The organism is Chryseobacterium joostei, from assembly GCF_003815775.1.
Lineage (GTDB): Bacteria > Bacteroidota > Bacteroidia > Flavobacteriales > Weeksellaceae > Chryseobacterium > Chryseobacterium joostei.
In genome coordinates, this window is the sequence record NZ_CP033926.1 from 3,796,376 (window position 1) to 3,809,699 (window position 13,324).

5 protein-coding genes, 2 tRNA genes and 3 rRNA genes are annotated in these 13,324 nt (G+C 39.5%); all 10 read left to right on the forward strand.

The genetic code is table 11. The features are described from left to right. The first annotated feature begins 772 nt into the window (after window positions 1–772). The 10 genes from EG359_RS17395 to EG359_RS17440 all read left to right on the forward strand — a co-directional run bounded on the left by EG359_RS17395 (window position 773) and on the right by EG359_RS17440 (window position 12,641). Window positions 773–2,289 (forward strand): 16S ribosomal RNA (locus EG359_RS17395). A 197-nt stretch (window positions 2,290–2,486) separates the two neighbouring features. Continuing rightward, a tRNA-Ile gene (locus tag EG359_RS17400) sits at window positions 2,487–2,560 on the forward strand. Between the two features lie 87 nt (window positions 2,561–2,647). After that, window positions 2,648–2,721, forward strand: a tRNA-Ala gene (locus EG359_RS17405). Window positions 2,722–2,925: 204 nt separating this feature from the next. Then, window positions 2,926–5,688: ribosomal RNA gene (locus tag EG359_RS17410) — 23S ribosomal RNA — on the forward strand. A 144-nt stretch (window positions 5,689–5,832) separates the two neighbouring features. Beyond that, window positions 5,833–5,940: ribosomal RNA gene (rrf, locus tag EG359_RS17415) — 5S ribosomal RNA — on the forward strand. The 16S, 23S and 5S rRNA genes sit together here with 2 tRNA genes alongside, the layout of an rRNA operon. A 342-nt stretch (window positions 5,941–6,282) precedes the next feature. Next, on the forward strand, window positions 6,283–7,449 hold the full coding sequence (locus tag EG359_RS17420; protein WP_076357399.1) for a T9SS type A sorting domain-containing protein: 1,167 nt from the start codon (window positions 6,283–6,285) through the stop codon (window positions 7,447–7,449). Window positions 7,450–7,588: 139 nt separating this feature from the next. After that, window positions 7,589–10,240 carry a 4-alpha-glucanotransferase gene (locus EG359_RS17425; RefSeq protein WP_076357397.1) on the forward strand — a complete coding sequence of 884 codons (2,652 nt, stop codon included), beginning with the start codon at window positions 7,589–7,591 and terminating at the stop codon, window positions 10,238–10,240. Window positions 10,241–10,379: 139 nt separating this feature from the next. Continuing rightward, a complete protein-coding gene (locus EG359_RS17430; protein WP_076357395.1) occupies window positions 10,380–11,378 on the forward strand; it encodes a hypothetical protein in 999 nt (332 codons plus the stop codon). A 179-nt stretch (window positions 11,379–11,557) separates the two neighbouring features. After that, the gene (locus EG359_RS17435) at window positions 11,558–12,004 is read left to right on the forward strand and encodes a hypothetical protein (protein ID WP_076357393.1); all 447 of its coding nucleotides are present in this window, start codon (window positions 11,558–11,560) and stop codon (window positions 12,002–12,004) included. A gap of 127 nt (window positions 12,005–12,131) precedes the next feature. Continuing rightward, window positions 12,132–12,641 carry a ferritin gene (locus EG359_RS17440; protein WP_076357391.1) on the forward strand — a complete coding sequence of 170 codons (510 nt, stop codon included), beginning with the start codon at window positions 12,132–12,134 and terminating at the stop codon, window positions 12,639–12,641. The last annotated feature ends 683 nt before the right edge of the window (window positions 12,642–13,324 follow it).

Below are 13,324 nucleotides of genomic sequence, written 5' to 3' on the forward strand. Positions count from 1 at the left end.
TCCATGCTAATATAAAATCCCCGTCAAATTTGGCCCTAGTCCCGCCTAAAAAATAAAAACGGCATCCCGAGAAGTAGGAGAGGGATTATTACCAACCTCCTTATATACTATAATAGGATATCTTCCATTACCCATTACCCATTACCTATTCCCCATCCCTTATATAATGACTGCAAATCCCCCCATTTCTCCCCACTTGCCCTCCCGCCCTCCAACCCTCCCACGCTTGCTCCCCCTCTTCCAAACATTTGTTTAAAATTTTTGTCCCTGCATTCCAGGGGCTTATGGAAAAAAGGGATGCAAATATGAACTTTATGTTAAATAATCTTGCGGGGTATGGTATAAGTTTCTATCTTTGCCCCACTGAAAACGAGAGTACATTCAGTAGCGCAGAGAGCCCTTGGATGGACATAAACATTATACACTACGAGAGAGACAGGCGAAAAAAAAACTTTCAAGTTTTAGTCACTAAAACTTGCGGGATAAAAAAGAGTTTGTATCTTTGCAGTCCCGATAAAACGGGAGCGCAGGAGTAGGTTGATTGAGGTTTAGGATAAAGTTTAGGGTTACTTAAAAAACTTTAAATTTATTTCAGAAACATTTGGTCATTACAAAATAAAGTTTTACTTTTGCACTCGCAAATATGGAGCGCCACTGACAGAGAAGAGTGCTTCATTAAAAAGCGGAAGATATAAAGATCATTGACATACAATATAACAACCAAGTAAGGAAAAACTAAAGCGTCAAAACTTTGAGTGAGTCAGACAAACATACAATGGAGAGTTTGATCCTGGCTCAGGATGAACGCTAGCGGGAGGCCTAACACATGCAAGCCGAGCGGTAGAGATTCTTCGGGATCTTGAGAGCGGCGCACGGGTGCGGAACACGTGTGCAACCTGCCTTTATCTGGGGGATAGCCTTTCGAAAGGAAGATTAATACCCCATAATATAAGAAACGGCATCGTTTTTTATTGAAAACTCCGGTGGATAGAGATGGGCACGCGCAGGATTAGATAGTTGGTGAGGTAACGGCTCACCAAGTCAACGATCCTTAGGGGGCCTGAGAGGGTGATCCCCCACACTGGTACTGAGACACGGACCAGACTCCTACGGGAGGCAGCAGTGAGGAATATTGGACAATGGGTGAGAGCCTGATCCAGCCATCCCGCGTGAAGGACGACGGCCCTATGGGTTGTAAACTTCTTTTGTATAGGGATAAACCTTTCCTCGTGAGGGAAGCTGAAGGTACTATACGAATAAGCACCGGCTAACTCCGTGCCAGCAGCCGCGGTAATACGGAGGGTGCAAGCGTTATCCGGATTTATTGGGTTTAAAGGGTCCGTAGGCGGATCTGTAAGTCAGTGGTGAAATCTCACAGCTTAACTGTGAAACTGCCATTGATACTGCAGGTCTTGAGTGTTGTTGAAGTAGCTGGAATAAGTAGTGTAGCGGTGAAATGCATAGATATTACTTAGAACACCAATTGCGAAGGCAGGTTACTAAGCAACAACTGACGCTGATGGACGAAAGCGTGGGGAGCGAACAGGATTAGATACCCTGGTAGTCCACGCCGTAAACGATGCTAACTCGTTTTTGGGTTTTCGGATTCAGAGACTAAGCGAAAGTGATAAGTTAGCCACCTGGGGAGTACGTTCGCAAGAATGAAACTCAAAGGAATTGACGGGGGCCCGCACAAGCGGTGGATTATGTGGTTTAATTCGATGATACGCGAGGAACCTTACCAAGGCTTAAATGGGAAATGACAGGCTTAGAAATAGGCTTTTCTTCGGACATTTTTCAAGGTGCTGCATGGTTGTCGTCAGCTCGTGCCGTGAGGTGTTAGGTTAAGTCCTGCAACGAGCGCAACCCCTGTCACTAGTTGCCATCATTAAGTTGGGGACTCTAGTGAGACTGCCTACGCAAGTAGAGAGGAAGGTGGGGATGACGTCAAATCATCACGGCCCTTACGCCTTGGGCCACACACGTAATACAATGGCCAGTACAGAGGGCAGCTACACGGTGACGTGATGCAAATCTCGAAAGCTGGTCTCAGTTCGGATTGGAGTCTGCAACTCGACTCTATGAAGCTGGAATCGCTAGTAATCGCGCATCAGCCATGGCGCGGTGAATACGTTCCCGGGCCTTGTACACACCGCCCGTCAAGCCATGGAAGTCTGGGGTACCTGAAGTCGGTGACCGTAACAGGAGCTGCCTAGGGTAAAACAGGTAACTAGGGCTAAGTCGTAACAAGGTAGCCGTACCGGAAGGTGCGGCTGGAACATCTCATTTTAGAGCGTCTTTGGACGATAAACAAAATTAGTATCGCAAGATACACGCACTTGCTTAAAGAGAAGCTTTAGTTTTTTATTTGGTTGATATATATATAAAATACAAAACCCACTAGAAATTAGTATTAGGGAAAGAGATTGGGAAGTGAATGTATGAATTGGGAATTTCCTTTTACACATCACTCACTACCATAACAAAGTCTCGTAGCTCAGCTGGTTAGAGCGCTACACTGATAATGTAGAGGTCGGCAGTTCGAGCCTGCCCGAGACTACTAATTATAAGACGGGAAGACATCAGATATGAGACGTCAGACATTTAGGTCTAAAGTCTGTAATCTGACATCTGAAGTCTACTAGAGGGGGAATTAGCTCAGCTGGCTAGAGCGCCTGCCTTGCACGCAGGAGGTCAAGGGTTCGACTCCCTTATTCTCCACAGTTTTGGAAGTTTGATTTAAAAGTTACGGATAGAGCCAAAAACAATATCTGTTCATCAGACGGACAAGAAGACATTAAGATCATTGACATTAACGGTAAAGACATCACAAAGAGATAACCGAGCACTTTCGAGTGCCGAGTTTATAAAAATATCGATAAATGAGAATTTATCAAAAAATACTGAACTAATATAATTATTAGGAAAGAAATCGTTAAGGGCGTATGGCGGATGCCTAGGCTTTCAGAGGCGAAGAAGGACGTGGTAAGCTGCGAAAAGCTGCGGGGATTGGCACACACGAATTGATCCGCAGATGTCCGAATGGGGCAACCCGTCTGGTTGAAGACCAGTCACTCCAATTTATTGGAGAGCAAACCCGGAGAACTGAAACATCTAAGTACCCGGAGGAAAAGAAATCGAAGAGATTCCGTAAGTAGTGGCGAGCGAAAGCGGATTAGCCCAAAAGCTAATTTATGTTTAATAGAACGTTCTGGAAAGAACGGCCGTAGAGGGTGATAGCCCCGTATATGAAAGGCATATTTAAGTGATAAATGAGTAGGGCGGGACACGTGAAATCCTGTCTGAATATGGGGGGACCATCCTCCAAGGCTAAATACTCCTGAAAGACCGATAGTGAACAAGTACTGTGAAGGAAAGGTGAAAAGCACTTCGAATAGAAGGGTGAAATAGAACCTGAAACCGTACGCCTACAAGCGGTCGGAGCACCTATATGGTGTGACGGCGTGCCTTTTGCATAATGAGCCTACGAGTTAATTTTACTAGCGAGGTTAAGGTATTAAGTACCGGAGCCGGAGCGAAAGCGAGTCTGAATAGGGCGCTTAGTTAGTAGGATTAGACGCGAAACCTTGTGATCTACCCATGGGCAGGTTGAAGCTCTGGTAACACAGAGTGGAGGACCGAACCGGTTGACGTTGAAAAGTCTTCGGATGACCTGTGGGTAGGGGTGAAAGGCCAATCAAACTGGGAGATAGCTCGTACTCTCCGAAATGCATTTAGGTGCAGCGTCGTATATAAGTTTATTAGAGGTAGAGCTACTGATTGGATGCGGGGGTTTCACCACCTACCAATTCCTGACAAACTCCGAATGCTAATAAATGTTCTACGGCAGTGAGGGCATGGGTGCTAAGGTCCATGTCCGAGAGGGAAAGAACCCAGACCAACAGCTAAGGTCCCCAAATATATGTTAAGTTGAAGCAACGCGGTTGGACTGCATTGACAGCTAGGATGTTGGCTTGGAAGCAGCCATTCATTTAAAGAGTGCGTAACAGCTCACTAGTCGAGCGGTCCGGCATGGATAATAATCGGGCATAAACATATTACCGAAGCTATGGATTTGTACTTTATAGTACATCTGGTAGGAGAGCATTCTATTTGCGCCGAAGCAGTACTGTGAGGTATTGTGGAGCGGATAGAAAAGAAAATGTAGGCATAAGTAACGATAAAGCGGGCGAGAAACCCGCTCACCGAAAGACTAAGGTTTCCTCAGCCATGCTAATCAGCTGAGGGTTAGTCGGGACCTAACGCGAACCCGAAAGGGGTAGTGGATGGACAATGGGTTAATATTCCCATACTTGCTCACACTAAAAAGGGGACGGAGTGCCGTACCTGCTGGAGACTGACGGAATAGTCAAGGCCTAGCCTTCGGGCGAAGCTGCTGCAGGGAAAGTGCTTCCAAGAAAAGCCGAAGTGAAGCAACCCGTACCAAAACCGACACAGGTAGTCGAGGAGAGAATCCTAAGGTGCTAGAGTGAATCATGGTTAAGGAACTAGGCAAAATAGTCTCGTAACTTCGGGAGAAGAGACGCCATCAGCAATGGTGGCCGCAGTAAAGAGGCCCAGGCGACTGTTTATCAAAAACACAGGACTCTGCAAAATCGAAAGATGCAGTATAGGGTCTGACACCTGCCCGGTGCTGGAAGGTTAAGGAAGGTGCTTAGGGTTAAACCGAAGGCATTGACTGAAGCCCCAGTAAACGGCGGCCGTAACTATAACGGTCCTAAGGTAGCGAAATTCCTTGTCGGGTAAGTTCCGACCTGCACGAATGGTGTAACGATCTGGGCACTGTCTCAACCATGAGCTCTGTGAAATTGTAGTCTCGGTGAAGATGCCGAGTACCCGCAATGGGACGAAAAGACCCTGTGAACCTTTACTATAACTTCGTATTGACTTTGAGTAAGTAATGTGTAGGATAGGTGGGAGGCTTTGAAGCGGGCACGCTAGTGTCTGTGGAGCCGACGTTGAAATACCACCCTTTACTTACTTGGAGCCTAACTTCTTTTAGAAGGACATTGCGTGGTGGGTAGTTTGACTGGGGTGGTCGCCTCCAAAAGAGTAACGGAGGCTTTCAAAGGTACCCTCAGCACGCTTGGTAACCGTGCGTAGAGTGTAATGGCATAAGGGTGCTTGACTGTGAGACCTACAAGTCGATCAGGTGCGAAAGCAGGACATAGTGATCCGGTGGTTCCGTATGGAAGGGCCATCGCTCATAGGATAAAAGGTACTCCGGGGATAACAGGCTAGTCTCCCCCAAGAGCTCACATCGACGGGGAGGTTCGGCACCTCGATGTCGGCTCGTCACATCCTGGGGCTGGAGAAGGTCCCAAGGGTTGGGCTGTTCGCCCATTAAAGTGGCACGCGAGCTGGGTTCAGAACGTCGTGAGACAGTTCGGTCTCTATCTATTGCGGGCGTTAGATGTTTGAGAGGGCTTGATTCTAGTACGAGAGGACCGAATTGAACAAACCTCTGGTGTATCAGTTGTACCGCCAGGTGCACCGCTGAGTAGCTACGTTTGGAAGAGATAAGCACTGAAGGCATATAAGTGCGAAACTCGCCTCAAGATGAGACATCTTTTAAGGGTCGTTGGAGATGACGACGTTGATAGGCTACAGGTGTAAAGACAGTAATGTCATAGCCGAGTAGTACTAATTACCCGTAGATTTATAGCCTAATATGGCGCACGGAAGTGCAGCAAGGTTACCTCTTTGTGAAGGTTTTTATCGAATATAAACCAGGTAGCAGATGTTGGCTATTAGGAAGCAGGATAAGCCTGCATCCCTTTGCCTCTAACCTGCAACCTTATATACAGCCTTTAGGGTGGTTTTAGCGGTGGGGCTCACCTGTTCCCATTCCGAACACAGAAGTTAAGCCCACCAGCGCCGATGGTACTGCTAACGCGGGAGAGTAGGCCGCCGCCAGTTTTTATTTTATTTTTAAAAGTCTCATACAGTAGTGTATGAGACTTTTTTTTGTGCCATACCATAAAAATGGACAAACGAACTAGAGCCCATACCCATACCTTATCCATACAAATACCCAATAGATAACCAGGCCAAAATAACAACCGATCATTCTTAAAAAAAGCGGGCTAAAGCCCACTTCTAATTGAATGGATATGATTTGGATTGATATTTATTATAATAGTAACATTTAGATTAATCTGTTGTGAATTTTATCTAAATTATAAAGAATATTTGTTTTTTAATTTACAAATTGTGTAACTTAGTTATGTCAAATTGATTACGAATATAAAAATAAGTATTATGAAAAAACATTTATTCCCTTTGTTTTTATTGTTTTTGGGTATTAATATCCATGCACAGCAGGATTTTTTTGCCATTACAGGAAAAGATACTCCCGGTATTAATTTCAACGATTTCCGTGCTATGGATGCTGTAAATGCTACCTCCGGTGAGAAAATTTTTACAGCGGAATCTTCTTCCAAAATATTTTCGCAGGCTAGAAAAGGCTCTGTGGCTGAAAATAAAAACTCATTTAATAATTCACAGGCCGTAACTATGGCCGCACTGGCATATGATTTTTCTAATAATAATCTGGTGTATATGCCTATGTTTTCTTCTAATATCTATGTTTTAAACCCTCAGACTAAGGAAATTACATTAGTGGAGAATAATGTAGCCAGAGTGTCTTCATGTGATATTAATTCTCATATTACAAGAATGACAGCAGGTTATGATGGAAATATTTATGCAGTCAATAATGCTGGAACACAGCTTTTACAGATGAGTAAAAAAGGAGGACAATATGTTGTTAACGATTTGGGAATTATTAAAGATGATCCTTCGAACGGAAAGAACTCTTTTACAGCAATAGAAACTGGTTTTGGTGGAGATATGATTGCTGATGTGGATAATAATTTTTATATTTTTTCAGCTTCAGGAAATGTGTTTAAGGTTTCTGTTAAAGATCTAAGCGCAAAGTTTGTGGGTAAAATTGCAGGTATTCCGGATAACTATTCTGTAAATGGTTCTGCTGTGAATGCCCAAGGTAAAGTAGTAATTGCAAGTGCTAAAGGTGCTCCTTTATATGAAGTTGACCTGAAGAGTTTACAGGCAAAGCAACTTCCTGGTGAGCAGAATCTTCATATTTATGACCTGGCAAGTAAATACTTTGCGAATGATAAAAAGAGTTCTTCTAGTATTATTACTAATCTGGAGATTTATCCGACTAAGGTTGATGAGCATTTTATCAATGTTCATCTTAGCAACAAAAACGTTAAAGGCAACCTAAAGCTAACTATTTTCGATTTATCCGGTAAAAATGTAATGAATGAAAGCCTATCTGTTAAAGATGGTTCTTTGGATCAGAAAGTTTACCTCAGAGGACTGATTAATGGTGCTTATATTGTAAGTATTGCTGATGAATCAGGAAAAATATTACTAACTAAGAAAATCTTGGTAGCAGAATAATTGATTAAAAAAATATATCAAAAAACTTGACTTATGATAGAACCTTTTCAATAGTATTGGGAAGGTTTTTTAATGATTATTTGATATTCAAGAAGTTTTATTTTTCGATATTATAATGTACTTTTATAAAAAAATATAGATGAAGCTATACTTTAATGTAGGATATATTGTAAAGGCTGGAGAAAATCTGCAACTTGTTATAAGTGAAGAAGGGACTGTAGCTCATATCCATACTATGTTTTGTGCAGAGAATGGTTTATGGAGATGTGAGGTTGATTATTTTTCAAGATCCATTTCTTATCAATACAGAGTTGTGAATGAAAAAGGAAATGTTTTAAGAGAAGAATTTGTTTCACATCATCTTAATTTTCCACACAATTATAAGGAGTTTGTCATTTTTGATGAATGGAATAATAAAAACTTTCCGGAGAATTACCTAAACAATAAAATCCTTTACAACAAGCTGCATGACTTTGTTCCTGAAAAATCGACTGTTTTAAAAAAGCATACTCATTTATTTAGAATAGAGGCTCCAATATATAATCCTGACTGGAGAATCGTCCTGTTTGGAAATACTGCTTCATTAGGAAATTGGGATTATGGAAAGGTAATTCCTTTATTTCAGACAGACTTTGGAATCTGGGAAACTTCTGTTGAAATTCCGGAAAATGAATTGATTCAATTTAAATATTGTATTTACGACAGAAAAGAAAACAGGGTGATTGATGTGGAAACTGGTGATAATAGATTTACCATTGCCAATCCGGTTGAAGATGTTCTACAGATTGTTTCCAATCATTATTTTAGATTTAAAGGCTATCAAATGTATCATGATGCCGGAGTGGCTGTTCCTGTATTTTCTTTAAGAAGCGAAGATGGTTTTGGAGTAGGAGAGTTTACAGATATTAAAAAACTGGCAGATTGGACAAAGGAAACGAACCTTGGTATTATCCAGATTCTTCCCATTAATGATACAACAGCAAATTATTCCTGGACAGATTCATATCCTTATGCAGCAGTATCTGTTTATGCTTTGCATCCACAATATATTTCATTGGAAAAACTTGATTTTTCTTTACCGAAAGAATTAGTTAATGAGTATCAGCTTGAAAAACAGAACTTAAATACCCTCGACCTGATTGATTATGAAAAAGTGATTGCAGGTAAATGGAAGTATCTAAAAGCAATTTTCTATGCTGAAAAAGATAAAATCTATAAGGATAGAAACTTTAAGAAATTTATAAAAGACAATGAATATTGGCTTGTTCCTTATGCTGCATTCTGTGTGTTAAGAGACAAATACAACACCCCGAATTTCAATGAGTGGAAAACACATAAAAAATATATTGCTGGAAAGATCGCACAGTTTTTTACCACGAAAAGTAAGGACTATGATATCTCAATGCTTCATGCCTGGGTACAGTATCAGCTTCATGTACAATTAAAAGATGCAGTCGACTATACTCATAAACTGGGAGTTTCTTTAAAAGGAGACCTGCCAATTGGAATTTATAGATATTCTGTAGAAGCCTGGACTGAACCGGAATTATTTGGAATGGATTTCCAGGCCGGGGCACCACCTGATCAGTTTACTGAACTTGGTCAAAACTGGGAATTCCCAACGTATAACTGGGAAGCCATGAAAGAAGATGACTATAGATGGTGGAAAAACAGATTCAAAGCTTTGGAGCAATATTTCGATGCTATGAGGATTGATCATATTCTAGGTTTCTTCAGAATCTGGAGAATGCCAATTTCTGCCGTACAAGGGATTTTAGGGTACTTTTATCCGGCTGTTCCTATTGTCTTGGATGAATTTAAGGCTTGGCAGATTCCGTTTAAATTTGACAGGTATTGTAAGCCATTTATCAACAATGAAATTTTATGGGATTATTTTGGAGGGGATAGCGTGAAAGCCCTTGAATTTATGGATCATAATGAGGATGGTACCTATTCATTGAAAGAAGAATTTGATACTCAAAGGAAATTGGTAAACTTCTTTAAGAAAAAACCATATGGTGATATTGAAGACCAATTGATCTCCCTTTGTGCCAATGTTTTATTCTTAACAGAGGAAAGAAATGGAGAGACGGTTTATCATCCAAGATTTAATGTTTATAATACAGAGTCTTACAAATATTTGTCAGAACAGGAACAGAAAAGTATCTATGATCTGTACCACGATTATTTCTTCAGAAGACAGGATCATCTTTGGCAGGAAAAGGCTATGGAAAAACTTCCTGTTATCCTGAATGCTACCAAGATGCTCATCTGCGGAGAAGATCTGGGAATGGTTCCTGCATGTGTACCGGCTGTGATGGATGAGTTGGCTATTATTGCCTTAAAGGTTCAACGTATGCCTGCCGAAAATATTCCATTCTATGATCCGAGATATGCAAATTATATGAATGTAGTTACCGCCTCTTCTCATGATAGCTCAACCTTGAGACAATGGTGGAAAGAAGATTCAGCTTTAACTCAAAGATATTTTAACCAGCAACTCATCCAGTATGGGAAAGCCCCCGTGGAATTGACTCCGGATCTGGCAGAGATTATTATGAAGCAGCATTTGTATAACGAATCTATGCTGGCTATTTTCCCGATTCAGGAGTTTCTTGCAACGGATTCGAAGCTTTCCAATAAGAAAATGGATAATGAAAGGATTAATAATCCTGCTGTTTTTCCTCATTATTGGCGCTATAGGATGCATCTAAAGCTGGAAGATCTGAAAGAACAAAAATTATTTAATAAGAAAATTGCTCACTGGATAAAAGATAGTGGCAGGATGTAAATTTAACAATTGATTATCAATTAGTTAATAATATTTTAAAAGAAGTTTAATCTAAGGATTTAACTTCTTTTTTTTATTTGTATCAAAAAGATAGAATTAAGATATTCTGTTATATACTAACCAATTAACGACAATAGAGATGAAAAAAATATTTTTGGGATTAGCTTTTGGGTTGGGCGTTTTGACGTCTGCTCAGCAGTATCCGAATAATGGTTGGGGAGATGATGGTTATTATCAGAATGGTAATGGCTATTACAATGATGAAGATGACAGAAATTACTTCCCTGATGATTATTATTACAACTATCCTCAGGATTATTATCCAAGTGATTATTATCAGAATTATTATAACGATTATAGAAGTAGTATCATTAATGTTGACTGGAACGGTTTCTTTGTACAAAGCAGATTAAATCGTTGGCAGGTTGATCAGATTATCAGATTGAATAACCTATATGCCAGTTTTTCAGCTTGGGATAATTTCTATCGATATAATCCAGATAGATGGTATTATGATAGGTTTTATGCTCTGGAAAGAATTATGGGGCCAAGAGTATTTGTAGTTTTCCAAAATAACTACTACCGTGGCAGCAGTCCTATTGTATACTTCCAGAATTACAGAAGAACATATTATGTACCGAGATACAATGTAATGCCAAGATATAGAAATGTAAACATTAATATTTACAGAGTAGATCGATCAAGGTTTAGAAGAACCGATAATCCTACTTTTGATATCATCAGAAGCAGCTCCAGATCCAATAACGGATTTAGAAATAATGGATTCGAAAACAATGGTTCGGGAAATGGAGGCTTCCGCAGACAGGATAATAATGGAAGAAATGAAAATTCTGGCTTTAGAAACGAGAATACCGGAGGTTTTAGAGGAAACAATGATAGTGGTGGATTCAGAGGAGGAAACTCAGAAAGAAGTGGAGGTTTTAGGGGTAACAATGGAGGAGGCTTTAGAGGAAATACCGAAACAAGAAGAGAAACAGCTCCTGCTCCATCCAGAGAGAATAATGGTGGCTTTAGAGGAAATAGTGGTGGTTTTAGACAAGAGTCAAAAAGCCAGGGCCCAAGCCAGCAAAGCCGTGGTAATAGCGGAGGCTTCAGAGGGAGTTTAGTAAGGAATTAATTTTCATATATTATATTTAAGTGGTGTGAAGGACAGGTTTTTATAATCTGTCCTTTTTTATTTAACTTTTTTGATTATTATTTGTTAAAATTTAACATTATTTATGAATGTGTTAATTTAACTTCTCTTTTGTTTCATAATCAAAAAGATATAATAACAATTAATTAAATTTTTAAAAGATGAAAAAATTAGTTTTAGCAATAGCATTTATCGGAATGGGAAGTTTTGCAATGGCACAACAGACAACTTCACAAGACAGAGAAACAAGAAGAGCTGAAATGCAGCAAAAAATGCAACAAAAGGAGCAGGAACATTTAGCACAGATGCAAAAAGACCTTAATCTTAACCAATCTCAAGTAGCTCAGGTAAAGGCATTACACGAAAAAAGAAAAGCTGAAATGAAAGCTGAGTTTGAAAAAAATAAAGACATGAGACAGGCTAAAATGGATGAGATGAAAGCTAAAAGAGCGCAAATGGATGCTGACATGAAAAAAATACTTACCCCTGAACAATATGATAAATGGCAGGTTGACAGAAAAGCTAAAATGGAGCAGAAGAGAATGGCTATGAAAGATAAAAGAATGATGAAAAAGCATATGAATACAGCTACTCCTGAAGTAAAATAACTCTCTGTAATTTTGATTTTTTAATGTATAAAGGATGGATATTTTTCCATCCTTTTTGTATTAATTTTCCGTAAAACTTTTGATTTCGGGCTTTTATTCCCTATTTTTGAATATAAATTTAATACTTATGGTTAGCGAAAAAATTGCAAAATTAATTAACGAACAAATTGCCCACGAACAATACGCCGCTCAATATTATCTTTCAATGTCTGCATGGTTTTCCGGAAAAGATCTGGATGGGATTGCCAACTACTTCAGAGTACAAAGCAAGGAAGAGCTAATGCACGCAGATAAAATGTTTGATTATTTGAATGATGTAGGTGGAGAAATTATCATCGGAGAAATTGCAAAACCTCCACATGAGTTTGAAAGCGCAACGGATATTTTCGAGAAAGCATTGGCACATGAGAAGATAGTAACTAAAAGTATTTTCAATATTGTAAAGAATGCCAATGAAGAAGGAGATTTTGCAACTACTTCTTTCATGCAGTGGTTTATTAATGAGCAGGTAGAAGAAGAGGCAAGCGCTTCTCAGTACGTTACAAAGATCAAAATGGTTTGTGATAACCCATCTGCATTATATCTTTTTGACCAGGAATTGTCGCAGAGAGTATTTACTCCGGATCCAACTGCTTAAGCTGAAAAGTTTTCAACAATATAAAAACCACTATTCAATAGAATGGTGGTTTTTTGTTTCTATGGAAGTTCAGAATAATTTCAACCTAGCTTTATTCAATCCCTTTAATTGCCTGCGCACTATTGATCGTAAACAATGCGAAAACTGAAATGATTGATAGTAAGTATAAAAAAGATAAAAGGATTAACTCTTTTCCGCGTGAATTTTCTTTCCAGATAAAGTATGCCTGTGTGAATAAAAGAAAAGGATATACTAAAGTAATTATAGAAAATAACACAAAAAGATAGGTCATTATCAATGAGAATATTCCCTGCAGATTAGTTATTTCTATATTTCGGTTAAAAGAAGCGTGCGCAGAGGTATTCCAATAATAAATAACGGTCAAAATAATAAATAGAGTGAAGCCTGTTATTTGAATGTTGAGTAATATTCTCCAGTTTTTTATAATGTAATTTTTCATAGCCTTGGTAGGATTTAAGCTTTAGAAAACTTACTTCTTCTGTCTTTTTCTCTGGATTCGAATAGCAGAAATAAAAGTTATAGCACCTATTATAATACTTAAGAATAAAGCCTTTACTACGTTTTCAATGGGCATATACCTATGGCCATCGGGTGTTATCGGCGGATCCATATAATCTGCAATATTATAAACGGCTACTGATGAGAATGCCATCATAAGAACA

What these genes read in the sequence shown, in the direction of transcription:
- EG359_RS17420 (WP_076357399.1), top strand. Translation starts at nt 6,283, where the DNA reads ATGAAAAAACATTTATTCCCTTTGTTTTTATTGTTTTTGGGTATTAAT.
- EG359_RS17425 (WP_076357397.1), top strand. Translation starts at nt 7,589, where the DNA reads ATGAAGCTATACTTTAATGTAGGATATATTGTAAAGGCTGGAGAAAAT.
- EG359_RS17430 (WP_076357395.1), top strand. Translation starts at nt 10,380, where the DNA reads ATGAAAAAAATATTTTTGGGATTAGCTTTTGGGTTGGGCGTTTTGACG.
- EG359_RS17435 (WP_076357393.1), top strand. Translation starts at nt 11,558, where the DNA reads ATGAAAAAATTAGTTTTAGCAATAGCATTTATCGGAATGGGAAGTTTT.
- EG359_RS17440 (WP_076357391.1), top strand. Translation starts at nt 12,132, where the DNA reads ATGGTTAGCGAAAAAATTGCAAAATTAATTAACGAACAAATTGCCCAC.